Origin of the sequence: Halorhodospira sp. 9622, from assembly GCF_022228025.1 — a bacterium.
Classification (GTDB): Bacteria; Pseudomonadota; Gammaproteobacteria; order Nitrococcales; family Halorhodospiraceae; genus Halorhodospira; species Halorhodospira halophila_A.
In genome coordinates this window covers 21,220-44,730 of sequence record NZ_JAJNRE010000010.1, presented here as the reverse complement: position 1 = coordinate 44,730, position 23,511 = coordinate 21,220, and the positions used below count along the sequence as shown (strand labels likewise).

At 68.1% G+C, this 23,511-nt stretch carries 22 protein-coding genes; 6 read left to right on the top strand and 16 right to left on the bottom strand.

What is annotated here, in order from left to right; all coding sequences use genetic code 11:
• Positions 1–17: 17 nt before the first annotated feature.
• The 4 genes from LRG07_RS07460 to LRG07_RS07445 form a co-directional block, all read right to left on the bottom strand.
• On the bottom strand, positions 18–614 hold the full coding sequence (locus LRG07_RS07460) for a cytochrome b/b6 domain-containing protein (protein ID WP_201167738.1): 597 nt from the start codon (positions 612–614) through the stop codon (positions 18–20).
• The gene (locus LRG07_RS07455; RefSeq protein ID WP_238642074.1) at positions 611–2,245 is read right to left on the bottom strand and encodes a tetrathionate reductase family octaheme c-type cytochrome; all 1,635 of its coding nucleotides are present in this window, start codon (positions 2,243–2,245) and stop codon (positions 611–613) included. The genes LRG07_RS07460 and LRG07_RS07455 overlap by 4 nt, the downstream gene beginning before the upstream one ends.
• Before the next feature lie 140 nt (positions 2,246–2,385).
• Complete coding sequence (locus LRG07_RS07450; RefSeq protein ID WP_238635299.1) at positions 2,386–3,234, bottom strand: PHP domain-containing protein; 849 nt, start codon at positions 3,232–3,234, stop codon at positions 2,386–2,388.
• Entirely contained in the window at positions 3,231–5,051 is a 1,821-nt protein-coding gene (locus LRG07_RS07445; protein WP_370641523.1) for an ABC transporter ATP-binding protein/permease, read from the bottom strand. The genes LRG07_RS07450 and LRG07_RS07445 overlap by 4 nt, the downstream gene beginning before the upstream one ends.
• 119 nt (positions 5,052–5,170) lie before the next feature.
• On the opposite strand from LRG07_RS07445, the gene LRG07_RS07440 reads away from it, so the two are divergent.
• Both LRG07_RS07440 and typA read left to right on the top strand, forming a co-directional pair.
• Complete coding sequence (locus LRG07_RS07440; protein WP_238642072.1) at positions 5,171–5,611, top strand: VOC family protein; 441 nt, start codon at positions 5,171–5,173, stop codon at positions 5,609–5,611.
• 5 nt (positions 5,612–5,616) lie between these two features.
• Entirely contained in the window at positions 5,617–7,434 is a 1,818-nt protein-coding gene (typA, locus tag LRG07_RS07435) for a translational GTPase TypA (RefSeq protein WP_201167746.1), read from the top strand.
• On the opposite strand, the gene LRG07_RS07430 is transcribed toward typA, so the two are convergent.
• From LRG07_RS07430 to LRG07_RS07420, 3 genes are read right to left on the bottom strand one after another with little or no spacing between them, the layout of a single operon-like run.
• The gene (locus tag LRG07_RS07430; protein ID WP_238642071.1) at positions 7,431–9,395 is read right to left on the bottom strand and encodes a contractile injection system protein, VgrG/Pvc8 family; all 1,965 of its coding nucleotides are present in this window, start codon (positions 9,393–9,395) and stop codon (positions 7,431–7,433) included. The genes typA and LRG07_RS07430 overlap by 4 nt on opposite strands.
• On the bottom strand, positions 9,395–9,820 hold the full coding sequence (locus LRG07_RS07425; protein ID WP_201243056.1) for a DUF2345 domain-containing protein: 426 nt from the start codon (positions 9,818–9,820) through the stop codon (positions 9,395–9,397). The genes LRG07_RS07430 and LRG07_RS07425 overlap by 1 nt, the downstream gene beginning before the upstream one ends.
• 33 nt (positions 9,821–9,853) lie before the next feature.
• Positions 9,854–10,432: a phage baseplate assembly protein V gene (locus tag LRG07_RS07420; RefSeq protein ID WP_238642070.1), complete on the bottom strand. Its 579-nt coding sequence runs from the start codon at positions 10,430–10,432 to the stop codon at positions 9,854–9,856.
• 383 nt (positions 10,433–10,815) lie between these two features.
• On the opposite strand from LRG07_RS07420, the gene LRG07_RS07415 reads away from it, so the two are divergent.
• The gene (locus tag LRG07_RS07415) at positions 10,816–12,438 is read left to right on the top strand and encodes a methyl-accepting chemotaxis protein (protein WP_238642069.1); all 1,623 of its coding nucleotides are present in this window, start codon (positions 10,816–10,818) and stop codon (positions 12,436–12,438) included.
• Positions 12,439–12,531: 93 nt separating this feature from the next.
• Here the strand turns inward: LRG07_RS07415 and LRG07_RS07410 are convergent, their stop codons facing one another.
• Genes LRG07_RS07410 through LRG07_RS07395 form a run of 4 tightly spaced genes read right to left on the bottom strand, consistent with a single transcriptional unit; the run spans position 12,532 to position 15,495 of the window.
• Positions 12,532–13,005 (bottom strand): peptidylprolyl isomerase, encoded by a 474-nt coding sequence (locus LRG07_RS07410; protein ID WP_201167811.1) that lies wholly within the window; start codon positions 13,003–13,005, stop codon positions 12,532–12,534.
• A gap of 19 nt (positions 13,006–13,024) precedes the next feature.
• On the bottom strand, positions 13,025–14,398 hold the full coding sequence (locus tag LRG07_RS07405; protein WP_238642068.1) for a hypothetical protein: 1,374 nt from the start codon (positions 14,396–14,398) through the stop codon (positions 13,025–13,027).
• Positions 14,399–14,400: 2 nt separating this feature from the next.
• Positions 14,401–14,772: a DUF6164 family protein gene (locus tag LRG07_RS07400; RefSeq protein WP_201167814.1), complete on the bottom strand. Its 372-nt coding sequence runs from the start codon at positions 14,770–14,772 to the stop codon at positions 14,401–14,403.
• Between the two features lie 48 nt (positions 14,773–14,820).
• A complete protein-coding gene (locus tag LRG07_RS07395; protein ID WP_201167817.1) occupies positions 14,821–15,495 on the bottom strand; it encodes a haloacid dehalogenase type II in 675 nt (224 codons plus the stop codon).
• A gap of 142 nt (positions 15,496–15,637) precedes the next feature.
• On the opposite strand from LRG07_RS07395, the gene LRG07_RS07390 reads away from it, so the two are divergent.
• Positions 15,638–16,447 carry a TatD family hydrolase gene (locus LRG07_RS07390; RefSeq protein WP_201167820.1) on the top strand — a complete coding sequence of 270 codons (810 nt, stop codon included), beginning with the start codon at positions 15,638–15,640 and terminating at the stop codon, positions 16,445–16,447.
• A 59-nt stretch (positions 16,448–16,506) separates the two neighbouring features.
• Here LRG07_RS07390 and LRG07_RS07385 read toward each other — a convergent pair whose 3' ends face one another.
• Together LRG07_RS07385 and LRG07_RS07380 are read right to left on the bottom strand one after the other, a co-directional pair.
• Positions 16,507–17,154, bottom strand: coding sequence for a copper chaperone PCu(A)C (locus tag LRG07_RS07385; RefSeq protein ID WP_201167823.1), 648 nt, complete (start codon positions 17,152–17,154; stop codon positions 16,507–16,509).
• A 116-nt stretch (positions 17,155–17,270) separates the two neighbouring features.
• Entirely contained in the window at positions 17,271–17,966 is a 696-nt protein-coding gene (locus LRG07_RS07380) for a zinc metallopeptidase (protein WP_238642067.1), read from the bottom strand.
• 163 nt (positions 17,967–18,129) lie between these two features.
• Between LRG07_RS07380 and LRG07_RS07375 the strand changes: the two genes are divergently transcribed.
• Positions 18,130–18,492 (top strand): hypothetical protein, encoded by a 363-nt coding sequence (locus LRG07_RS07375; protein WP_201167827.1) that lies wholly within the window; start codon positions 18,130–18,132, stop codon positions 18,490–18,492.
• Between the two features lie 44 nt (positions 18,493–18,536).
• Here the strand turns inward: LRG07_RS07375 and LRG07_RS07370 are convergent, their stop codons facing one another.
• From LRG07_RS07370 to ilvD, 3 genes are all read right to left on the bottom strand, one after another.
• The gene (locus LRG07_RS07370) at positions 18,537–19,376 is read right to left on the bottom strand and encodes a hypothetical protein (RefSeq protein ID WP_201167829.1); all 840 of its coding nucleotides are present in this window, start codon (positions 19,374–19,376) and stop codon (positions 18,537–18,539) included.
• Positions 19,377–19,448: 72 nt separating this feature from the next.
• Positions 19,449–19,886, bottom strand: coding sequence for a CBS domain-containing protein (locus LRG07_RS07365; RefSeq protein ID WP_201167831.1), 438 nt, complete (start codon positions 19,884–19,886; stop codon positions 19,449–19,451).
• 78 nt (positions 19,887–19,964) lie between these two features.
• Positions 19,965–21,662: a dihydroxy-acid dehydratase gene (gene ilvD / locus LRG07_RS07360; protein ID WP_238642066.1), complete on the bottom strand. Its 1,698-nt coding sequence runs from the start codon at positions 21,660–21,662 to the stop codon at positions 19,965–19,967.
• Between the two features lie 200 nt (positions 21,663–21,862).
• Here ilvD and LRG07_RS07355 point away from each other — a divergent pair, with 200 nt between their 5' ends.
• A complete protein-coding gene (locus LRG07_RS07355; protein ID WP_238635343.1) occupies positions 21,863–23,494 on the top strand; it encodes an AMP-binding protein in 1,632 nt (543 codons plus the stop codon).
• Positions 23,495–23,511: the final 17 nt, after the last annotated feature.

Below are 23,511 nucleotides of genomic sequence, written 5' to 3'. Positions count from 1 at the left end.
CGGGCGGCTGGCAACGGCTACTCCCTGTGATAACCGGTGGCCATGGCGCGCAGGTACTCGTACCAGGGGTTGCCCGTGGTCGCAGCCATGTAGATGTGCCCGATCAGGAAGACGATCATGGCAAAAGCCGCGGCGAGATGGACGCCGGCAACGGCCCCGAGGGGCAGGAGCGCCCCGAGGAGGGTGTCGTTCCAGAAGTTGTAAAAAAGCAGCAGCAGTCCGGAGATCCACAGCGCCGGGGCGATCGCCGCCTTGAACCCGAAATAGGCAAGCCGCTGCAGCGGGTTGTGCTTGGCCGACGGCGACTTGGCAAAGGGCTTCGCCTCACCCGAGAACATGCCGTAAGCGTAGTAGCCCGCAGTGCGGCCCAAACCACTGCCGGTCGGTACGTACTGCCGCCACTCCCCGGTGGTCAGGTGCCAGAAGATGGCAAAGGCCCACAGCCCGATCAGTGCCCAGGCGAGCACGATGTGGGTGGAGAAGGCGGCGCCGAAGCCGAGCAGCGAGTAGCTGCCGTGCATTTCCAGACCCGTGAGCAGCAGCCCGAAGATGAGAACGGCCTGCGCCCAGTGCCAGAAGATCTCGAAACGGGTGAAGATACGTACCTGGGTCACGAGCCCTCCCCCTCCTCGCCCGATCGGCCGTCGGGGCGCTCCCGACGGTAGAGATAGTAGCGCACGCCGCCGTGGCCGAGCACCGCGAACAAGGTCAGCCAGACGGCCGCCCAGCCCACCGCTTCAATCCGCGGGTGGCGATCCTGGCCCGGGACGTAGACCCCTTCCAAACCGGCCATGCGGCCGTCGCGGCTGTGACAATCGACGCAGGCCACACTCTCCTCCGCCGGCGCGACCATGTGGTTGACCGGCCAGTACATCCGCGTCTCGACGAAGCCGTACGCACCGCTGTAGGCCACCTCGGTTTGACCGACGGCGCGCGCTTCCTCCATGCCGGCCTCGATGGCGCGGTCCCAGTCGTAGCTGCGCCAGAACGCGTCATCATCGCCCTCCTTGCCGAAGAGTTGCGGCACCAGGAGCGTATGATGCTCGGCATCGTAGAGCTGCTTGCCGTACATGATCTTGAACGGCCAGATCTTGGCGCCGTCCTCGCCCGGTCGCCCCTGAGGCCGGTTGACGGGGACCTCGCCATCGGGGTCGATGGTATCGTCCGGCAGGGTGTAGACCATGTTGCCGTCGAACCAGCGGTAGTCCGGCGGGTAGTCTTCCTTCCACTCGAACACGCCCTTCATGCCGTCGTAGATCACGCGCCCCTCGTCGTCCTTCTCGACGACAGGCTGGCCGTCGTCATCCAGCCGACCGGCCTCCGACCAGTCCCAAAGGGTCTTGGTCGGATAACCGCCGCGAGCGATCTCCGGTACGTGACAGGTCTGACAGGCGATGAAATCGCCGTGGGCGTTGAGCTTGTCGTGGATGCGTCCCTCGTGCGGCTCGCTGCCGTGGCAGGCCACGCACGCGGGCTTGTCCTGTGGCCGAGCCGGAATCGGCGCGTCGTCGTAGTCGGGCACCGTCAGGTGGTAACGACTCCCGCTCTGGATGTGGCCGGTGAACTCGTGGCAGTTCGAGCAGCTGAAGTCCGCCCCCTCCGGCGTCATGTGCACATCGACCGAGCGCGGCGGGTTAAGTAGTGAGCTGTCGAGATCGCCGTGCTTGACGGCGTTGCCACCACCACCCTCAAAGTGGCAGCTGCCGCAGGTCGCACGGCTGGTGTCTCCGACGTTCTGAGCCACATGGGCGAGATCCGGCGCCTCGAACAGGATGCCGCGGAATTCGGTGTCCTCGTAGGGCGGATGGCCGGCCGCAGTGGGGAATTTCACATACTCGCCGGTGGTGTCATGGCAGACCAGGCAGTCGACCTTCTCCTCGGCCGTGAAGTCGAAGTGCCGGTCCTCCCAGCCGTAGCCGACATGGCACGAGGAGCAGCGCTCATAGCTGCCGGCGATCCCCATGCACAGATTATTGAGCACGTAGCGCTTGCCGAGGGTCTGCTCCGTTTCAGGCTGTTCGTAGGTCCAAGTCCAGTGGATACTGCTGTGGACCTGCTTCGCCGCTTCGGTGTGGCACTGCAGACACGCTTCGGTCACCTCGGGACCGGTCTCGAACGGCCCCTCCAGCAGGGAGAACTTCGTATGGTCGGCCGTGGATCCCGGCTCCCTCGGCGCCTCTTCACCGGGGATCGGCGGCTCGAACTCCTCGGCACCCGCCGCGAAACTCGTGCCCGCCAGGACCATCAACAGACCTGCCAGCCAACACCGAGCTATCACTGTGATCACCTATCCTTCCGCTTAAGGATAGACCATACCGCAAGACGAGCCATGGCGCGAGGTGCCCGCCCTGCCACCCTCGGAGCCGACCGGGCCAAGGGTGTCGTTCACCCTCCCCGCTCGGGGAGTGCCTCCAGCACCGAGGGCAAATCGGCCGGCAGGGCCGGCGCACCGCCGATCTCCCGGCTCGGATGACCGGGACCGTGGAAATCCGAGCCGCTGGAGGCCAGTAACGCATACCGCCGACACCATCCGCCGAGCTGCTGCACCTGGCGCGGCTCGGGCGAGGTTCCGCAGGCGACCTCCATCGCTTCGCCCCCCGCCGCGGTAAAAGCATCCAGCGTCCGCCGGATCCACGCCCCCGTCAGATCGTAGCCGAGCGGATGGGCGAGGACCGCGATGCCCCCGGCCCGGCGAATCCACTCGATCCCCTCCTCCATGGCCACCCAATCGCCGTGCACATAGCCCACCCGGCCACGACGCAGGTAGCGCTTGAATGCCTCCTCGTAGCCACGCACATTACCGCTCTCGACCAACCACCGCGCATAGTGCGCCCGGGTGATCTCCGCGGTGCCGGCCGCCTCCCGTGCGCCCTCCCGCGCGCCACTGAGTCCGGCACGTTCCAGGCGCTCGCCGATGGCCTCGCCGCGCTCCTGCCGGGCCCGCTGCATCCGCGCCAGACCATCCTGCAGCCCGGGCTCGCCCGGATCGACCCCGAGGCCCACGACATGGAACGTCCGGCCCTGCCAGAGCACCGACAGCTCCAGCCCGGCGATCAGTCGGATCCCTGCAGTCGAGGCCGCCGCCTGCGCGTCGCCGAGGCCCGCCACCGTGTCATGGTCGGTCAGCGCCAGGGTGGTCACGCCCTGGTCCGCCGCGCGATGGACCACCGCCGCCGGCGTCAGGTGCCCGTCCGAGGCGGTGGAATGGCAGTGCAGATCGTGCGAAGCACTCATCGAGCCACGCCCTCCTGATAGCGCCACAGACGGGCGTAAGCGCCGTCACGGTCGAGCAGTTCACGGTGGGTCCCCGCCTCGATGATCGTGCCGCCATCGATCAGCAGGATCTGGTCAGCGTCCTGAATGGTGGACAGGCGATGGGCAATTGCCAGCGTGGTGCGCTGCGCGGCCACCTCTTGCAGCGTCGTCAGGATGGCACGCTCCGAGGCGGAATCCAGCGACGAGGTCGCCTCGTCGAGGATCAGCAGTGGCGGGTCCTTGAGCAGCACCCGGGCAATGGCGATGCGCTGCTTCTCGCCACCCGAGACCTTCAGGCCCCGCTCACCGACGAGGGTATCCAGCCCCTCGGGCAACTCGCCGATGAACCCGTCCAGATGCGCCCGGCGCACAGCCTCGTGGATCTCGGCCTCGCTGGCGTCCGGGCGCCCATATGCAATGTTGTAGCGGATGGTGTCATTGAACAACACGGTATCCTGCGGCACCACCCCGATCGCGGCGCGCAGGCTGTGCTGGGTCACGTCGCGCAGATCCTGGCCATTGATCGTGATCCGCCCGTCATCGACGTCATAGAAGCGGAACAGCAGCCGGGCGATGGTCGACTTGCCGGCCCCGCTGGGTCCCACCAGGGCCACCTTCTGGCCCGGCTCCACCGTAAAATCGACGCCGCGCAGGATGGGCCGGTCCGGCTGATAGCCGAAACGTACACCTTCGAAGCGGATGCGTCCGCCATCCGGGGCCAGGGGCACTGCATCGCTCCGGTCGGGCACCTGCGGGTGCTGGTCCATGAGGCCGAACATGCGCTCGATATTGATCAACGACTCGCGCATCTCCCGATAGACGAACCCCAGGTTGTTGAGGGGGATGAAGAGCTGCAGCAGGTAGGCGTTGATCATGGTCAGATCGCCCAGGCTCATGCGCCCTTCCAGGACCTGGAGGGTGGCCATCCCCATCATCACCGTGATCGCCGCGGCCACGATGAAGGCCTGACCGGAGTTAAGGGCGGCCAGCGAGAGCCGGTGCTTGATGCGTGCCTGCTCCCAGGCGGCCAGATCGCGATCGTAGCGCTCCGCCTCGTAACGTTCGGCGTTGAAGTACTTGACCGTCTCGTAATTGAGCAGGCTGTCCACGGCCCGGGTGTTCGACTGGTTGTCCATCTCATTGGCCTCGCGCACGAAACGCGTGCGCCACTCGGTCACGGCCAGCGAGAAGGCGATGTAGAGGGCCACGGCCAGCATCACCGTGAGCACGAAGCTCCAGTCGAAGGCGATGGCCAGGATCAGCGCCACCAGCGCTACCTCGAGGAGGGTGGGCCCGATGTTGAACACCAGGGTGCGCAGCAGGAACGACATGCCGCTGGTGCCGCGCTCAATGTCACGGGCCAGGGCACCGGTCCGTCGAGCCAGGTGGAACCCCAGGTCGAGCCGATGCAGGTGCTCGAACACGCGCAGCGCCGCTCTCCGCATGGTCCGCTCGGCCACCCGGGCGAAGACGGCATCCCGTAGCTCCTGAAACAGCGTCGACGCGAAGCGCAGCAGGCCGTATCCGAGCACGAGAGCCAGCGGTACGAACAGCGCCGCCTCGGCGGTGCCCCGAACCTCGTCCAAATGGTCGACGAGGAACTTCAGCGCCACCGGAACCAGCACGTTCGCCACCTTGGCCAGCACCAGCAGGGCGAGGGCGAGCAGCGCCCGGTTCCGGAACTCGTTCAGGTAGGGCAGGACACTGGCGATGATCCGCCAGTTGGGACGTCCTCCGCTGTAGCTGTTGTTCCGAAACTTGCGCAAAAGAGGCCCCGGACGACTTGACGCGCTCATGGTACTGGCTTGGCCGGGCCCGGCGCCAGTCGGCGGCGGCGGTCATATCGGGGGCCCTCGGGAAGCTGTTAGACTGCGCGGTTACCAGTTAGCGGCAAGCGCTTGAGAGGCGCGGTACCATGCAGTACCTGCACACGATGGTCCGGGTTAGCGACCTCGAGGCCTCCCTCGATTTCTACTGCAACAAGCTCGGCCTGATCGAGATCAGCCGCCGCGAGAGCGAGCGCGGCCGCTTCACGCTGGTCTTTCTGGCGGCCCCGGACGACGTCGAGCGCGCCAGGGCCGAGAAGGCCCCCATGCTGGAACTGACCTGGAACTGGGACTCGGAGACCTACACCGGCGGTCGCAACTTCGGGCATCTGGCCTACCGGGTCGAGGACATCTACGCCACCTGCCAGCGTCTACTGGACGCCGGCATCACCATCAACCGCCCGCCCCGGGACGGCCACATGGCCTTCATCCGTTCCCCGGACGGGATCTCCATCGAGCTGCTACAGGCCGGTGACCCCCTGCCCGAGCAGGAACCCTGGGCCTCGATGCAAAACACTGGAACCTGGTAAACCGAATGGTCGAAAACCTCCGCAACATCGCCATCATCGCCCACGTTGACCACGGCAAGACGACCCTGGTCGATCAACTGCTCCAGCAGTCGGGCACCCTCGACGCCCGCGGCGGCGACGCCGAGCGGGTCATGGATAGCGACGACCTCGAGCGCGAGCGGGGCATCACCATCCTGTCCAAGAACACCGCCATCGACTGGCAGGGGTACCGGATCAACATCGTCGACACCCCAGGCCACGCCGACTTCGGCGGCGAGGTCGAGCGCGTGCTCTCCATGGCCGACTCCGTGCTGCTGCTCGTCGACGCCCAGGACGGGCCGATGCCGCAGACGCGCTTCGTTACCGAGAAGGCCTTCGCCCTCGGGCTCCAGCCGATCGTCGTGGTCAACAAGATCGACCGGCCCGGCGCACGACCCAACTGGGTCATCGACCAGACCTTCGACCTGTTCGCGGACCTGGGCGCCACCGAAGAACAGCTGGATTTCCCGGTCATCTACGCCTCGGCTCTGGGCGGATACGCCGGCGAGGAGCCGAGTATCGATAGCGGTGATATGACGCCGTTGTTCCAGACTATTGTCGACCAGGTGCGTCCCCCGCAGGTCGACAGCGACGGCCCCTTCCAGATGCAGATCACGACCCTGGACTACTCCAAGTACTTGGGGCAGATCGGCATCGGTCGGATCAAACGGGGCCACGTCACACCGGGTACTACGGTCACCGTGGTCGACCGCGAGGGGAACCAGCGCAGCGGACGGATCCAGACCCTGCTCGGCTTCCTCGGCCTGGAGCGGGTGGAGATCGAATCCGCCGACGCGGGCAACCTGGTGGCGATCACCGGCATCGACCCGCTGGACATCTCCGACACGCTCTGCGACCCGCAGCAGGTGGAGGCGCTGCCGGCGCTTACCGTGGATGAACCGACGGTGAGCATGGGCTTCGAGGTCAACAAATCGCCGTTCGCCGGCCGCGAGGGACGATATGTGACCAGCCGCCAGATCCGCGAGCGCCTCGACCGTGAGCTCAAGTCCAACGTCGCCCTGCGCGTCGAGGCCACCGACGACCCGGACCGCTTCCACGTCTCCGGCCGCGGGCTCCTCCACCTGTCGGTGGTCCTCGAGAACATGCGCCGCGAGGGCTATGAGATCGCCGTCTCCCGTCCAGCGGTCATCACCCGCACCGGCGAGGACGGCCGCACCGAAGAGCCCTACGAGCACCTGGTCGCCGACATCGAAAGCGACCACCAGGGCGCGGTCATCGATGCCCTCAACGAGCGCGGCGGCCGCCTGCAGGATATGCAGGTCGACAGCAACGGACGCGTCCGCCTCGAGTACACCATCCCGGCGCGGGGCCTGATCGGTTTCCAGACGGACTTCATGAGCCTGACCTCCGGGACCGGCATCCTCACCCACGTCTTCGATCACTACGGTCCCCGGAGCGACAAGGAAGTCGGCCAACGCCGCGAGGGGGCGATGATCTCCGGCAACGACGGCAAGGCGGTCGCCTACGCGCTGTTCAACCTGCAGGAGCGCGGACGCCTGATGGTCTCGCCCAACGACCCGGTCTACGAGGGGATGCTCATCGGCCTGAACAGTCGCGATGCCGACATGACGGTCAACCCGCTCAAAGCCAAGGAGCTGACCAACGTCCGGGCAGCCGGCAGCGACGAGAACGTCATCCTCACTCCGCCCATGCAGCTGACCCTGGAGTACGCGCTGGAGCTGATCAACGACGACGAACTCGTCGAGATCACCCCGGAATCCATCCGTATGCGCAAGCGCCTGCTCACCGAGAGCGAGCGCAAGCGTCACAAGCGGGCCAGCTAACTGCTGCCGCACCGGTAGTGGACCTCGGCGTCGAGGCGCAGCGCGTCCTCGGCGTCGAGCACCACCCGCCACCCCCAGATCCGGATCACGCCATCTGCATCCACGGCGATGCCTGCCGACCCGGATGCGTTACGCAGGGTCACCGTCCCGTTCCGACTTCGCAGGGACACGTCCCCGCCCGCCACCAGGCGTAGATCGCCACGCTCCACCTGCCAGTCGCCATCGCCGCGCCGGGTCCGCAGCCGGGTTCCGTCGCCGGCCAGAACCCGAAGCGTGTCGCCAGCCCGCAGGTGCAGATCCCGACCGGAGCGGGCCGCCACCCCGCCGGCACCGCCAAGGCGTACCGGCCCGGTGGCCTGCACGGCGGTTGCCCGTTCGCTCCGACCGGCGACCCCGGACTTCGCCGAAACCCGCCGACTCCCACCAACCCGTTCACGGCGCCGGGCACCGGCACGCTCGCGGAGGCCTCCTGGACCGGCAAGGAGCTCGAGCGGCCCCGCCCCGGCATCCAGCGCCACACGGTGCCCGTGGTCCGCACCACCCCTGACCGCAAGCGCCCTCGCCCCGCCATCCCCGGCATCGAGCACCGCACCGGCGGAGTGCCTGTCCCCACGGTCTCCGGCCCCGGGGAAGAACACCCCGCGGCCGGCGCGCGTAGCGTAGGCCGCCACACGGCCACCGCTTTCGATGGCGGGATGCCGCTGACCGGAGACCGGCAGGCTGCCGAGGATCACCGGCGCGTCCGGATCGCCATCCAGGCAGGTCACCAGCACCCGCTCCCCGTCGACCAGCGGTGCGTGCCAACCACTGCGGCCCCCGCCGCGCGGCAAAGGCAGCAGGCGCACCACGGACTCGGGCAGATCCAACCCGCTGCGCCGCTCATCCCCGGCCACCAACCGACCACCATCGGTGCAAATCCGTGCCGGTACCGGCTGACGCAGGGGGAACTGGGCCGGCTCCGGCGGTCGGTACGGCAGCGCCGTGGCACCGACAACCTCCGGCACCGCCTCAAGCTCGGCCCGGTACCCGAAGAGCGCTGCATCCGCAACCGTATCGTCCTCGCACCAGAGGCTGTGACGGACCCGGGTAATCAGGTACCAGCGACCCCAGTCCGCGATTTCGCGGTCGCCACCCTCCCCGACCACCAGCACTGGCGTCCGCAACCCGGCACGCGGCCCGACCTGCCGAGTCGCTAGCGCCAGCCACCGTCGCCGGGCTGCCTGCGCCTGGCGCCGCATACGGGCCAGATGCACCGCCACCGCATCGTCGAGCCCGGGCGGCACCGGCCGCGGCGAGCCGGTCTCCTGCAACCGCACACACCAACCCGGCTCCGTCAGGCCCGGGCCGGCCCCGCCCCCTGGCAAGCGCAGCGCCCCATCCGCCTGCGGAAACCCTGCGGCCGTGTCGGTCAACAGCGGGCGCTCATGGACCCCGTCCTGCCAAGCCAAGGTCACGCCGGCCTGTGCCCAGAGTCGCTGCAACAGGAGCAGGTCGCTTGCCCCGGCCTGCAGCACCTGCCGTCGCCACGCCGGCGCCTCACTCACCCGCCAGACTGGATCGGCCCACGCATAGCCGACGCCCGCGAGCCAGCAACGGGTCAGCTCCTCCAGGTTGACCCGGGGAAAGAACCGGTGGGCCCCACCAAGGCCCAACCGCGCCAGGCGCGGCTCAATGACGGCTTCGAAGCGATCGCGCTCCCCTCCGGCGCCGGACCCACGCCGCCAAGCCGTCAGCTGCCCGGCCAGGCAGCGCCAACCACCGAGACCATCCCCCCAACGCAGCCGAACCGTGCACCCCGGGGCCCCAGCGCCCCCTCCCCGATCCCCCGCTGCCGTGTACCCCGCGACCCGGAAACGAAAGGGCTGCGAGAGCATCTCCTCGCCCCACAGCTCCCGCAGCGGGTGGCATTTCCCTTCCAGCTCCATCTCGGCCCACGGACGAGGCTGCGGCACGGCCCCCATCAGCGCCCCTCCTCGATGCAGGCGGCGGCGATCACCACCTCGTCGGCGCTGAGCTCAATCCGCTGCCCTTCCAGGCGGACCTCACCGCTGTCCTCGACGCGCAAACCGAACCCGTCGCCGACCTGCAGACGCCCGCCGCCGGTGCTCACCAGGGTGACATCGCCGGCCGCCTCCAGGTGCAGGGCTCCCCCTTCACAGCGCCAGTCGCCGTCTCCCTGCCGGGTGACCAGCCGCAACCCCGAGCCGGCATCCAGCGATACCGCCTGCGCCGCTTCCAGGCCCACCTCCCCTTCCGCGGCCTCCTGGAGCAGATCCCCCTGGCCAGTCTCCAGGCGCAGGGTCTCCCCGGCAAACCAGCGCAATGTCCCGTTCTCCGTCTCCAGGTGACAACTCTCCTCGACCTCCACCTGATAGGTCCCGGCCACATCGAGCCGCTGATCGCCGCCGCTGCGCAGACGCTACTCGCCACCACTGGCAAACTCCAGGCAACCGTCGGGGGCTTCGAGCGCGGCGCCCGGCGCATCCTCGCGCCCCTGCAGGGTCAACCGGGCCGCCTCGCCCACCGCCAGTTCCGCGCGCTCGGCCCCGGGCCGGTCATCAAGAAGCAATCGCTGCCCGGCCGGGGTCTCGATTAGGTGCTGGTGGGAGTTGTCGCTGCTCACCGGGCCCGGCTGGTCCTGGCCGCTGAGGGCCCCCAGGATGACCGGCTGCTCAAGATCGCCATGCAACCCCGCGACCGCCACGCGGGTACCGGGTAGCAGCGGCAGGTGGAGGCCATGGTCGGCACCGGCGCTCGGCTGAACCGCCCAGACCGGCGGTCCGGGCGGGGCGGCCTGCGGGGTACCATTTGACTCGGGCTCATCGGCCAGGCGAATCCGGTACGCCCCGGCCTCGTCGAGTTCCGCGCGCCCCGGGTCACCGCCAGCCACGCGTGCCACGGTTACGCCGGGGACGGCGGGCGGGGAGACCGGCGCTGGTCGATAGCCCGCATCGAGGGGCAGGAGCTCCACCCGCCCGCGGTAATCCACCCGGTCCACGCTGTGGTGCATCCTGCGCGCGGGATGAAAACGCTGCGCGGGTTCTAATGACCTGAGGCCGAGCAGCAGTTATCCGGTCGGAAACCGGCCGAGGCGTGGAGGGCGGTAAGACCGAATCATCCCCCGGATGATCCGGCCCGCCCCGAGAAGCGCGAAACTCACGCCATAGCCTGAAAGGTTTAGCGGGGCAAATCATTGCGCCAGATTTGAGCGCCCTCCCGCAACCCCTCGCGGCAGGGGGAAACTGGCGGCGCTCGGCATCACAACGTGGCACATTGGCGCATGATCCGGGACCTCCCTGATCGGCTCCGGCTCGCGTGGTAATGTGCCCGGCGGCCGCTGCTCGCGCAGGAGGCACCCACGGCAAGGAGAGGATCTATCCAATGCTCGCTAGCTGGCCCGTGCGTTACAAACTCGGTTTTTCCTTCGGCCTGATCGTGATCCTCATGGCCGTCAGTGGCCTGCTTGCCCACTCGGCCCTGCAGAACACAGCCACCGAGAACCGAGCAGCCATGGCGTACATGGAGCAGTCAGCCATGCTCGTTGAACGCGAGGTCGACCACCTGGGTTGGACCAACGACATGGCGGACAGCCTCCTGCTCGAAGAGACCTTCTCTGGGGAGCTCGATTTCACCTCCTGCGCCTTCGGCCAGTGGTTCTACGACTATCAGGATTCGGAGCATTACAAGTCGGCCAGCGAAGAGCTGCGCCAGGCCGTCGATGCCCTGGAGGAACCACACATCGCGCTCCACGAGGCCGGTGAGCGGATCGTCGAGCTGCAGGAGGCGGGCCGCTTTGATGAGGCCGAGGCCTTCTACCACGGACAGGCCCGATCCATTCGCGAGAACTTCCAGAACCAGCTCGGCGAGTTGCGCGATATCCTCGAGGCCGAGCGCGACCGGCACATCGAGCAGGCCGAGGCACAGCAGGCACAGGCCGCACGGGTCACCGCGGGCAGTCTGGCGGTGACCCTGCTCGTCGCCATCGGCCTGGCCGCGGCGGTTTCACGCCACCTCACCGCCCGCCTGCGCGCCGCCGTGAATGGCCTCGAGGACATCGCGGCCGGCGACGGCGACCTCACCCAGCGGCTCGACGCCCATGGCCGCGACGAAATCGCCGAGCTGGGTGCCGCTTACAACCGCTTCGTCGACAAGATCCAGGAGATGGTCCGCGTCGTTCAGGACTCTGCCGCACAGATGGCCTCGGCCACGGAGCAGCTCCAGCGCAGCGCCGACGAGGACCAGCAAGGGGTGCAGAACCAGCAGGAGCGCACCTCCGAGGTAGCCACGGCGATGAACCAGATGAGTGCCTCGATCAACGAGATCGCCCGCAACACCCAAGACACGGCCACCGCGGCAGGGGATGCGAGCCAGCAGTCACGACACGGTCAGGAAGGGGCCGGCCGCACCATCGAGGCCATTCATGGGCTGGCGGGCAACGTCCGTGAATCCGCCGATGCCATCCGCGCCCTCGACGAGCAGAGCGCCCGCATCGGCCAAGTCCTGGAGGTCATCCGCGGCATCGCCGATCAGACTAACCTGCTCGCCCTCAACGCGGCCATCGAGGCGGCACGTGCCGGCGAGAGCGGACGCGGCTTCACCGTGGTCGCCGAGGAGGTACGCAAGCTGGCGCAGAAGACCCAAGACTCCATCGGAGACATCCAAGAGATGGTCGAGGGCATCCAGAACGGCACCCAGGAAGCGGTGCAGGCCATGGAGCGCAACCGCGAGCAGGCCGAAAACACTGTTGAGGAGGCCTCCGCTGCCGGCAGTACCCTCGAGGAGATCACCCGGGTGGTTGCCCGGATCGAGGACATGACGAGCCAGGTCGCCAGCGCGGTGGAACAGCAATCCCAGGTTGCCGAAGAGGTCAACCGCAACCTGACGCTGATCAGCGATACCGCCGAGCAAACGCGCAGTTCCGTGCAGGATACCGGTCAGGTCTCACAGCGCCTTTCCCAGCTGGCCGAGGACCTGCGCGACCAGGTCGGACGGTTCCGGGTCTGAGCCGGCACAGCCACCGTCCGCAATTAAAAAGGGCCGGCCCCGCGCAGCGGGACCGGCCCTTTTTACGCACCGGCCTTGTCCGGTCCGGTGCGGTTACGCGGCGTCGTTATGCGGATGCCCGTGCTCCAGCTCCTGATCGGTGGCATCCCGAACATCGACGATCTTGACGTCGAAGTTCAGGGTCTCACCGGCCAGCGGGTGGTTCGCATCCACGGTGACTTCCTGCTCACCGACCTCGGCCACGGTAATCGGGATGGGGCTGCCGTCCGGCCCCTGAGCCTGGAAACGCTCGCCGACGTTGATCTCGGCCCCCTCGGGGAACGCCTCCTTCGGGACACTCTGCATCAGTCGCTCGTCACGCTCGCCGTAGGCCTCGGCCGGCTCCAGGGTGACGTTCAGCTCGTCGCCCGGCGCCTTGCCATCCAGTGCCTTCTCCAGCCCGGGAATGATGTTCTGACTCCCGTGGAGGTAGGCGAAATGGCCACCCTGGGACTGGTCGATCACCTCGCCCTGACTCCCGGTCAGGGTGAAATCGAAAGTGACGACCTTTTCACTAGCTACCTGCATCGTTAAGTACTCTCGCGCGTCATCGTGTCTCAGTCATGCTACCAGAGAGCCCCCGCCCATGCCCAAGGATGACGTCGTATACGGCGCGGGTCCGCTCTTCGGCCTGCGCATCCGCTTCTTCCCAGTCCCCGGGCCCAGGAAAGCTCTCCCCGGCAGCGTAGCCGTTCCCCAGACCCATGACCAGAGCCGCACGCGTTTCCACGGATGCGTCACGATCACGCACCTCGCCACTGGTGTAATCGAGGCTGGCGACGACGCGACCGTCAATCAGCTGATGGACCAGCGCGCCCTCAATGAGCCGGTCAATGACCGCACCGATCTCCTCGCTCAACCCGGGGCGCCGGCGCTCGAGGAAGCGGCTGGTGCCCTCGTTCTCGCGCAGTAGCGCGAACCCCCCGGTAAGATGGTGCACCCAGCGCCACTGCGCCTGGACGTCGACACGGTCGCTGTCCGCCAGCGCGTGACCATCCTCGAAGCGCACCCGCGCCGGCAACCCCCAGGGCTCGGCCACCCCGTCCTCGCCCAGCACGGCCTCAACCAGGCGCGCGGCGCGTTCGAACAAGCGCTCGGCCTGCCGCTGATCCTCTTCATCCCCGAAGACGTACAGTAGCTCGTAGAGTCCTTTATGGCCCCGGATCAACGACCCCAGGGCATCGAGCTCCCAAACCGGCCCGTCGCCCAGATCGTAGGTACCCGCTCCGGTATCCCAGGCCTCGTCGAGGACCTGCGCGGCGTCACGGGCCACCATCAGCGCCTCGGGAACCTCATGCCCGAACCACTCCCGCATCTGCTCGGCGCTGAGCAGCCCCATGTCGTCCGCTCCGCCGGGCTTCTTCCAGCGCACCCAGGCGTAGGCCACCCCGTGGAAGGCGTCCAGACCGTAGGCCATGCTCTGCGGGGTCCATGTCCCTTGCCCGGCATCGGTGTGGAACCGCCCGCCCTCCTGGAGCGACTCCATAACGAAGCGTCCGTTATCGACCAGGAGCGCTGACGGAGCGTGGGTGATCGGGTCGAACAGTCCGTGCTCTTCGAAACGACCGGCGCTGTGGTGCATGTGGTAAAGGTAAGTGGCATCAGCGTAATGCCGCGGCTCGGCGCCCCGCAGCCCTTCTTCCGCACCTTCACAATAGGAGGCGTCCAGCGCCTCGAGCAGGGCCAGCCAGCGTTCGCCAACGGCGCCCATGGGGCTGCCGCTGAGCGTATCGTCATACGCCGGGTGGCCCATCTCGCTGTCGCGCATGGTGCGCCCCTTGACGGTGAGCGCGTTCATGACCGCCAGGTGCTCCGCCAGCGTCTCCGGAGAATCGACCGCCTGTTCGCCGGCTCCGGCCGTGGTGACGGCCGAGAGCGTCAGGGCAGCCGCAACGAATAGATTTCTGGGGGCTGTTCGCATGGTCACCCACTCAACGCCAGATGTAGGAAGGGGATCGTCATGAAGGCGAGGATCACCGCCATGAGCAGGAAATAGATCAGAAAGCGCAGCGGCTCGCGCAGGATGCGCTGTGTAACGGTCTCCAGCTCCCCTCGCCGGCGCATCGCCTCGTGCTCGCCACGCACCCGCTCGAAACGGCGCCGCTGGTACTCGTCGAGCAGACGCTTGGCCTGCGGGTACTGCTCGGCATCGCGCAGCCAGATGCCTCCCTGGGTGATGCCCCAGCGGTTGGGCGGGGTCTCGTAGTAGTCCAGGTGGTACTGCTCGAGCAGACCGCGCACCTCATCGGCCTCATCCTCGGGCACACCACGCAGGTTGAGCAGCAACTTTGCCATGGCCCCTGATTCTCCGTCAGCCGGTAGCGCCGGGCAAGCGGCCGGGGGTCAGGCCGGCGGCAGAACACGCCGGATGTCGCATAGCGATGCCACGGTTGCATTCGGTTCCGGGCCCCAGGGATCGAAAACCGCCCCAGGCAGACGCCGCACCCAGATCGCGTTCCAGCCACTGGCACGGGCTCCGATGACGTCGAACGGATTGCCCGAGACCAGCCAGGTCTCTTCGGCCCGGCTGCCCGCCTCGGCGAGGAACGCGTCGTAGGCCCGGGGGCTGGGCTTGAACGCCTCCACGACCTCGACGCTGACGATATCTTCGATGTAGGTGCGCAGGGCGTTGTCCCCGAGCAGTTTGCTGACCGTCTCACGGCTCCCGTTGGAAAAGGCGTAGCCGGTGTAGCCGGCCTCGTGGAGTTCGCGCAGAGCCAGCTCGGCCTCCTGGTAGGCCGGCAAGCGCTGATAGCTGCCGAGCAGGACATCACGCTCACCGCTACTCAGGCTCAGACCGAACGAGCGTGCCGTATGGTCCAGGGCGTCCGCGATGCACACCGAGAAATCCGCATACTGGCCCATGACCGTGCGCCGATAGGCGTACTCCAACTGACGCTCCCGCCAGCCGCGCGCGAAGGCCAGCGCCCGATCCCCGAGATGCGGGCGCAGCGCCTCGGTCACGCCGTGGGTATCGATCAGGGTGCCGTAGACATCGAAGGCCAGCGTCGTTGCCATTTTTCTGCCTGGATCCTCTCCCGGTGCGCCGGCTCCGGCGGAGCCGCGGTGGTCGTCCGCAGCACCTTAGCACTCCTGGCCGGCGCTTTGCGCGCATGCCGGGGTGGCCTCGGCGGCCACCCGACCGTACAATTGCGCGGCTATGGAATGGATCGACATCGGCGCCAACCTGACGCACCACACCTTTCGCAAGGATCTCCACCAGGTCCTCGAGCGGGCCGACGCCGCTGGAGTCAGCCAGCTCTTTGTGACCGGCACCGACGAGGGCGAGTCGATCAAGGCCCAGGCCCTCGCGGCGGATCATCCGGGGCGACTTTTCGCTACGGCTGGTTTCCACCCGCACATGGCGAAGACCTTCTCCAGCGACTCCGAATCGGTCCTGCGCGAGCTGGCCGCGCGGCCGGAGGTGGTCGCCATCGGCGAGACCGGTCTCGATTTCTACCGTAACCACTCCCCGCCGGAGGTTCAGCAGCGCGTCTTCGAGCGCCACCTGGAACTGGCCGCGGAGCTGCAGCTGCCGGTATTCCTGCACCAGCGTGATGCCCATCAGCGCTTCAGCGAGATCATCCGGGCCTACCGCGACCACCTGGTCGACGGCGTAGCCCACTGCTTCACCGAGGGCCCCGAGGTGGCGCAGGCGTATCTGGATCTGGACCTGCACATCGGCGTCACCGGCTGGATCTGCGATGAACGCCGCGGCCAGGCGGTGCGCGATGCGGTTCGCGTCATCCCCCCGGAGCGGCTGATGGTCGAGACGGACTGCCCTTACCTGCTGCCCCGCGACGTCAACCCCGAGCAAGTGGGCCTGCCGGTCAAGAACCGGCGCAACGAGCCCTGCCTCATGCCGCACATCGGACGCGCGGTGGCCCACCATGCAGGCCGTGACGTCGCCGAACTGGCGGAGACCTCGAGCCAGGTGGCGCGCCGCTTCTTCCGGGTCGCCGCCCCCTAGCCCGGCCGTTTACATTCCGCCGGCGGGCAGCACCTTGGGCCACCCCTAGCTTGGGCCGCTCAGGGCATCGGACGCCGCACGGGGGCCTCCACCCGCTTGCGGCTACCGTCCCCGAAGTAGAAATCGAGGGTGATGGCTTCCCCCTCGGCAAGCGGACGGCGCAGATCGACCAACAGCAGCCGCGGCCCTCCGGGGCGCAGTTCGACCTCTTCTTCCGGGGGCAACAGCAGGCCGTCCAAGCGCTGAACCTGCCGCACGCCGCCGCGATGCTCCACCGTATGGAGCATGGCCTCCTCAGCCGCCGTGGTCAGCACTCGTACCAGCCGGTGGGACTGCTCCGCGGTATTCCGCAACGCCGCCTCGCCCTGGACCACGCCTTCGCCGGCAGCGGCGGCCGAAACCCGGATCCGGTCGACATCGACCACCTCCGCAGCCGCATCGGGTTGCGGCTCTTCGGGCACGGGCAACTCGGGGACCGGAAGCGGGGACCGTGCGGCCAGCTCGGGACCCGGCGGTTCGCGCTCGCGCAGGCGACGCTCGACCTCTTCGGGCCGCGTGCGCAACAGATCAATGGCCTCTCGATCAGGCCCCAATACCGGCAGCCGGACGCCATCCCGCGGTCCGGCTTCGTCCTGAGCCGGCGCTTTGCCCAGCGAGCCCACCACCAGCACAGCGCTGGCCACCCAGATCCAGTGTCGTTGCGTCATGCCCATATCCAACCGCCTCCCTCGCTACGCAGGCTATCGGCCCGCGCCCCACGCCCTTGAACAGCCAGCCGGCCCCGCACCCCCAACGGTGCATCCGGCACCCGGGCGCGCAGGCGTCACGGGCCTGGCCGCAGCACCCGCAGCCAGGTCCAGAAATTGAGCAGTGACGCCAGCGACTGCGCCACGTAGGTCAGCGCAGCGGCACTGAGGATCCGGCGCGCGTGGGGTGGATCGACGTCCGGATAGAGATAGCCACTGCGATGCAACAACGGCAGGGCACGGCGGAAGCTGGCATCGACTTCGGTGGGCAGGGTGACCAGGTGCACCACGACCCCCGATCCCAGGCTGAGCAGGCCACCGACCGCAAACAGCAGGGCCACCCCGGGCACCCGCAGCACACCGGCAACCACCGGGGCAGCAAGCAGCAGGATCGCACCGAGCTGCTGTGCCCGGCCGGTGGCACGGACCAGCCGCTGGCGCCAGACGAAGGGCGCGTAGCCGGAAGCGTGCTGGAGTGCATGCCCAACCTCATGGGCAGCAACCGTGAGCGCCGCCAGCGAGCGGCGGTCGTAGTGCTCCGGCGAGAGCCGCACCGCGGCGGCGGCGGGATCGTAGTGGTCACCCTGCTGGGTGCGCTCGACCCGGACGCGACTCAGACCACAGCCGTCGAGCAGCTCGCGGGCCAGCCGACCCCCGCTGACTGCGTAACGATCGGCAGGCTCGGCGTACCGCCGCATGACGCGCTGAACCCACAAGCCGGGGCCGTAGAGCGCGCCAAGCAGCAGGAGCATTACAAGAACCCAGATCATCACCCCATTGTGCCGTGGTGACGGCCACGGCGCATGTATCGTCCTTGACACACATGATGAACGGTTCACATGTCAGGTAACTGGTAGTAAAATTTGCTGCAGGACAGCATAAGCTTTCCTTTGCTTAGCCATACAGGGCGTGATCACGCCCGGGAGTCATACGGCCATGTTTACCGCACTGGTCAGCCCGCAATACGCGGAACGCAACGGCCAGGCCACCACCGTCGCGGGCGGATTCATCGCCCACGGCCTGGTCCCCCCACACCGTGACAACGGCGAGCAGACGGGCTGGTTCTACGCCCTGCTGCCCGGTCGCCCGGACTCGGCCGACCCTGAGCACGTCCGCCCGTTCCCGGCCGACCGGCTCGAAGCCATCCTGGACGCCGAACGGGAACGCTACCTGGAGATGGCGAACGCCGACGGCGACGCCGTCTGGGCCGATGCCGCCGCAGCGATCGGCGACATGATCGGCTGCCTGCACCGCGCCCGACTCCACGAGGACTCGCAGCGCACGGCGGTCAACGAGTGACCGCAGGGCGCGCACCGTCACGGCCCTGGACGGGCCGCCGGTAGTCAGTCGCCGTCGTCGCCCTGATCGAGGAGTTCGGCCTCGGTGAGCACCGGCACGCCTGGCGGATGGTTGTGGGAACGGGATAGAAAGACGTCGCGGTACGAAGTGTAGAGGACGGCCCCGAACAGCGGCAGCAGCAGGATCCCCAGCCAGCCGGCGGTGAGCACCGCCACGCCCACCGCGCCGAGCAACAGCCCGAGCATGCCAGTTAAAGGCACGGGGTTGCCGGCGTAGGCGCGGACGCTCATCCACATGGCCATGCCGGGATGCGCTCCGTGCAGGGCCACCATGGGCAACAGAAACCACTGCCCGAAGGCCAGCAGCCCCGCCAGCGCACCCAGCAGCGCCAGGGCCCAGACGCCGCCCGCGACGAACACCGGACCAATGACATAGGCCTCCTGGGGCGGGGGCGCCGGTGCCCCCGAGGCCAAGCGCTCCTCGTAGAGCCCGAACCCGATCAGAACCGCCTCGAGGGAGTCGGCCAGCGGCCAGAACAACAATGGCCCCAGTGCGCCGTAGGCGGCGAACAGAGCCGCCCCCACCGTCAGCGCCACAGCGCCGTCGAGATTGCCCGGCAGGACATAGAGGGGGCGGGGATCCCGGTTGTAGTCGGCCACCAGGGCCAACCGCACGAACAGCACCAGGGCCAGGACGACCACCAGCAGTGTGACCATCCCGCGCAGGGGCGCCCAGGCCACCGAGTGGGCAATCAGCAGGGCTCCTGCGACACCGGCGGTGTAGGCAAGGAAGGCCAGCGGACGGCGCATGAGCAGCCCGAAGGCCTCCCGCAGCCAGCTCTGCCAGGCCTCGGGCTCAGTGGGACGCGGTCCAAGCGCAGACAAGCACCCCCCCCCGTCACGACCCCGTCGCCCGGCGGCAGCCCCGCCGCAACCCTGCGGAAGCAGCGCGGCGGTTCAGCCCACACCCTCCGGCGAGCCGAACTTGTCGAGCAGCTCCTCAAGGATTTGGAGCATATCCACGGCGGAGACCATGCCCACCAGCCGCTGCTCCTTGTTGAGCACCGGCAGCGCACCGAAACGGTTCTCTCGCATGAGCTGGGCCGCCCGCTGAACCGGATCGTAGGTGTGGACAACGACCGGGTTGCGGGTCATGACGTTCTTGAGCGCCATGTTGTCGTCCAGGTAGTAGACATGGGCAAGATCCGGCGCCTCATCCACCCAGTCCGGCCGCCGCAGATCGCGGTCGGTCACGATGCCGAGCAGCCCCATATCCTCATCCACTACGGGCAGATGGCGGATGTGGTTGTAGCGCATCTTGAAGAAGGCCTCCCGCACCCCCTCATCGGGATGCCCGGTGACCAGCTTGTCCGTCATAATCTCGGGGAGCTTCATCGCTTCCCTCCTGGGTACGCGTGGCTGTAGCTGGTGCCGTCGCCGACGGCACCGCTGTGCTTCGGTGCCTCGTCCCGCCTAGTCCTGATCGGGGAAGAGATCGGCGTCGGTCACTGCGCCGCGACTGGCCGAGGCCGCCAGGCGCGCGTACTTGCCCAGCACCCCGCGGCGGTAGCGCGGCCGGGGCACCTGCCACTGGCTGCGGCGGCGCTCCAGTTCGGCTTCGTCCACCTCCACCTGCAACAGATTGCGGTCGGCATCGATGGTCACGGTGTCGCCCTCGGCGACGAGCGCAATGGTACCGCCGTCGTAGGCCTCCGGCGCCACGTGACCGACCACCATCCCGTAGGTACCGCCGGAGAAGCGGCCGTCGGTGATGAGGCCCACGGCGTCGCCGAGGCCCTTGCCGATGATCGCCGAGGTGGGCGCCAGCATCTCGCGCATGCCCGGACCGCCCTTGGGCCCCTCGTAGCGGACGATGACCACATCACCGGCCTGCACACGGTCGGCCAGGATCGCCTCCAGACACTCCTCCTCGGAGTCGAACACCCGGGCCGGGCCGCTGATGCGGCGCTGCTTGATGCCGCTGACCTTGGCCACAGCCCCCTCCTCGGCCAGGTTGCCGCGCAGGATCGCCAAGTGGCCCTCCGGGTAAAGCGGCCGATCGAAGGGCATGATGATCTCCTGATCCGCCGGCGGTTCCGGCGGCAGGTGGCCGATCAGCTCCTCGATGGTCTGCCCGGTTATGGTCCTGCAACCGCCGTGGAGCAGCCCCTGCTCGAGCAGGATGCGCATCACCTGCGGCGTACCTCCCACCTCGTGGAACTGGCTGGTCACGAAACGACCGGAAGGCTTGAGATCGCAGAGCACTGGCACCTTGCGGCGAATCCGCTCGACATCGTCGAGGTCGAACGGGACCTCGGCGGTATTGGCGATGGCCAGCAGATGGAGCACGGCATTGGTCGACCCGCCTAGGGCCATGACCACGGCGAACGCGTTCTCGAACGCCTCTCGTGTCAGGATGGAGGATGGCCGCCGATCGTGGTGGACCGCGTCCATGAGCACCCGCGCCGCCTCGGCGGCCACATCCCGGGCCTCGTCATCTTCCGCGGAGACGGTCGAGGAACCCATCAGGCTCATGCCCATGGCCTCGAAGGCGCTGGACATGGTATTCGCCGTGAACATGCCGCCACAGGAGCCGGCTCCGGGGCAGGCGTTCTCCTCCACGCCCCTGAGATCCTCCTCGGAGAGATTGCTAGCGTTGTACTGCCCTACTGCCTCGAAGGCGCTGACCACGGTCAGGTCCTCGCCCTTGTAGTGGCCGGGCTTGATGGTGCCGCCGTAGACGAAGATGCCGGGGATATCGAGCCGGGCCAGGGCGATCATGGCGCCCGGCATGTTCTTGTCGCAGCCACCGGTGGCCAGCATCCCGTCCATCTGCTGGCCGCCCCCGACCGTCTCGATGGAGTCGGCGATCACCTCGCGGGAGACGAGGGAGTACTTCATACCCTCGGTGCCCATGGTGATGCCGTCGGAGACCGTGATGGTGCCGAATTTCATCGGCATCGCCCCCACCTCGCGCAGCGCCTCCTCGGCGCGCCGCGCCATGGCGCCGATCCCGACGTTGCAGGGGGTGATCGTGCTGTGTGCGTTGCCGACCCCGATGATCGGCTTCTCGAAGTCCTCATCCCGGAAGCCGACGGCCCGCAACATCGCGCGGTTCGGGGTTCGGGCCACACCCTGGGTGATCACTCGGCTGCGACGGTTATCCGCCATGGATGACTCCTCTGTCATAAACGGTTGCAGGCAATCTGCATAGGGTACCTAAGAACGGGGGCGTCGCGGGAGTACCACCTCCCCTGAACGCCACCGCTTCGCGGCCTGAGCGACACAAAGGCCGCCCCGCCCCCTTGCGCTGCAACAGAAGGCGGACTCAGGATAGCGGGATGGTCAACAGTCGGGATAATGGACCGCCGATGGGCGCAGAAGGGGCCTCATTCTCTTGGGAGAGCGTAGAACGGGAGTGGCTGGGCGCCCAGGATGACGGCGGCCTGAACCTGGCGTACCAGTGCCTGGAGCGGAATATCACCGCCGGCCGCGGCGATCAGGAAGCTCTGATCTGGCGCGGCGCTGAGGGCGAGCGGCGGGTCTACAACTACGTAGACCTGCTCGACGGCGCCCTGCGCTTCGCCCGGGCGCTGGAGCGTCGCGGCGTGCGCCTTGCCGAGCGGGTCTGCACCCTCGGGCCCCGCCGCCCCGAACTCTATCTGGCCGCGCTCGGCACGCTTCGCCACGGGGCGGTCTACGCGCCTTTGTTCTCGGTCTACGGTCCCGACCCCATCCGCCGCCGCCTCGAGCTCGGCGAAGCGCGTGTCGTGGTCACCACCCGGCAGCTCTTCGAGGAGCGCATCGCCCCGGTGCGCGGCGCACTGCCGGCCCTGGAACACATTGTACTCGTCGACGGCGATGCCCCCGGCGCCGAGTCCTGGCAGACTTTCTGCGCCGATGACGCTGCGCCGCAGCCCATCGCGACGGGCGCCGAGTACCCGGCGCTGCTCCACTTCACCAGCGGCACCACCGGTCCGCCCAAAGGCGTGCTCCACGTCCACCGGGCGGCAGCGGCGCATCTGGCCACAGGGCGCGAGGTCCTCGGCCTTGCCCCCGGGCAGCGCTACTGGTGCACCGCCGACCCGGGGTGGGTCACCGGCGTCTCCTACGGCATCCTGGCACCGCTGCTCTGCGGAGCAACCCTGGTGGTGGATGAGGGCGAGTTCGACGCCAGGCGTTGGTACGGAACCCTCGCCGCAGAGGGCATTGAGTGCTGGTTCACGGCGCCTACGGCGCTGCGCATGCTGCGCCGGGCCGGCCCCGAGGCACTGGCCGGGCATGATCTGTCACGCCTGGAGCGGATCTTCAGCACCGGCGAACCGCTCGATCCAGCACTGACGGAGTGGACCGAGGAACGCCTCGGCCTCCCCACCCGCGACGCCTGGTGGCAGTCCGAGACCGGCGCGATCATGACGGCCCAGTACGGCAATGCGCCGGTGCGCTCCGGCCGCATGGGCCGCCCCGTCCCCGGCGTCGAACTGATCCTGGCCAACGTGGAAGGTAAGACGGTGAACCCCGTTACGGAGCCGGGCGCCACCGGCGAGATCCTCATCCGTCGGGGCTGGCCGTCGATGTTCCGCGCCTATCTCGGTGCGCCGGAGCGTTACCGCGATGCCTTCGTCGACAACTGGTACCGCTCCGGCGATCTCGCCCAGTGGGACGAGCAAGGCGAGCTGCGTTTCATCGGCCGCGCCGACGACGTGATCAAGACCGCGGGTCACATGGTCGGACCGGCGGAGGTCGAGGCCGTTCTGAATCACCACCCGGAGGTGGCCGAATGCGGGGTCAGTGGTGTCCCCGATGCGGTGGCCGGCGCCCTGGTCGCGGCCTGGGTCGTCCCGCGCCGCCCGCCGGAGGCCCCGGAACAGCTGCAGCGGGATCTGATCGCCCACGCAAGACAACGCCTCGGTGCCGCAGTCGCACCACGCGAGATCCACTTCGTCGACGAGCTGCCCAAGACACCCAGCGGGAAGATCCTGCGCCGTCAGCTCGGCGCCTGATCCAACGGGGACGGGCC

Bases quoted from the DNA above. Each gene is read 5' to 3' on its own strand.
- LRG07_RS07455 (WP_238642074.1), bottom strand. From the start codon at position 2,245: ATGGTCCTGGCGGGCACGAGTTTCGCGGCGGGTGCCGAGGAGTTCGAG.
- LRG07_RS07450 (WP_238635299.1), bottom strand. From the start codon at position 3,234: ATGAGTGCTTCGCACGATCTGCACTGCCATTCCACCGCCTCGGACGGG.
- LRG07_RS07445 (WP_370641523.1), bottom strand. From the start codon at position 5,051: ATGAGCGCGTCAAGTCGTCCGGGGCCTCTTTTGCGCAAGTTTCGGAAC.
- LRG07_RS07440 (WP_238642072.1), top strand. From the start codon at position 5,171: ATGCAGTACCTGCACACGATGGTCCGGGTTAGCGACCTCGAGGCCTCC.
- typA (WP_201167746.1), top strand. From the start codon at position 5,617: ATGGTCGAAAACCTCCGCAACATCGCCATCATCGCCCACGTTGACCAC.
- LRG07_RS07430 (WP_238642071.1), bottom strand. From the start codon at position 9,395: ATGGGGGCCGTGCCGCAGCCTCGTCCGTGGGCCGAGATGGAGCTGGAA.
- LRG07_RS07415 (WP_238642069.1), top strand. From the start codon at position 10,816: ATGCTCGCTAGCTGGCCCGTGCGTTACAAACTCGGTTTTTCCTTCGGC.
- LRG07_RS07410 (WP_201167811.1), bottom strand. From the start codon at position 13,005: ATGCAGGTAGCTAGTGAAAAGGTCGTCACTTTCGATTTCACCCTGACC.
- LRG07_RS07405 (WP_238642068.1), bottom strand. From the start codon at position 14,398: ATGCGAACAGCCCCCAGAAATCTATTCGTTGCGGCTGCCCTGACGCTC.
- LRG07_RS07400 (WP_201167814.1), bottom strand. From the start codon at position 14,772: ATGGCAAAGTTGCTGCTCAACCTGCGTGGTGTGCCCGAGGATGAGGCC.
- LRG07_RS07395 (WP_201167817.1), bottom strand. From the start codon at position 15,495: ATGGCAACGACGCTGGCCTTCGATGTCTACGGCACCCTGATCGATACC.
- LRG07_RS07390 (WP_201167820.1), top strand. From the start codon at position 15,638: ATGGAATGGATCGACATCGGCGCCAACCTGACGCACCACACCTTTCGC.
- LRG07_RS07385 (WP_201167823.1), bottom strand. From the start codon at position 17,154: ATGACGCAACGACACTGGATCTGGGTGGCCAGCGCTGTGCTGGTGGTG.
- LRG07_RS07375 (WP_201167827.1), top strand. From the start codon at position 18,130: ATGTTTACCGCACTGGTCAGCCCGCAATACGCGGAACGCAACGGCCAG.
- LRG07_RS07365 (WP_201167831.1), bottom strand. From the start codon at position 19,886: ATGAAGCTCCCCGAGATTATGACGGACAAGCTGGTCACCGGGCATCCC.
- ilvD (WP_238642066.1), bottom strand. From the start codon at position 21,662: ATGGCGGATAACCGTCGCAGCCGAGTGATCACCCAGGGTGTGGCCCGA.
- LRG07_RS07355 (WP_238635343.1), top strand. From the start codon at position 21,863: ATGGGCGCAGAAGGGGCCTCATTCTCTTGGGAGAGCGTAGAACGGGAG.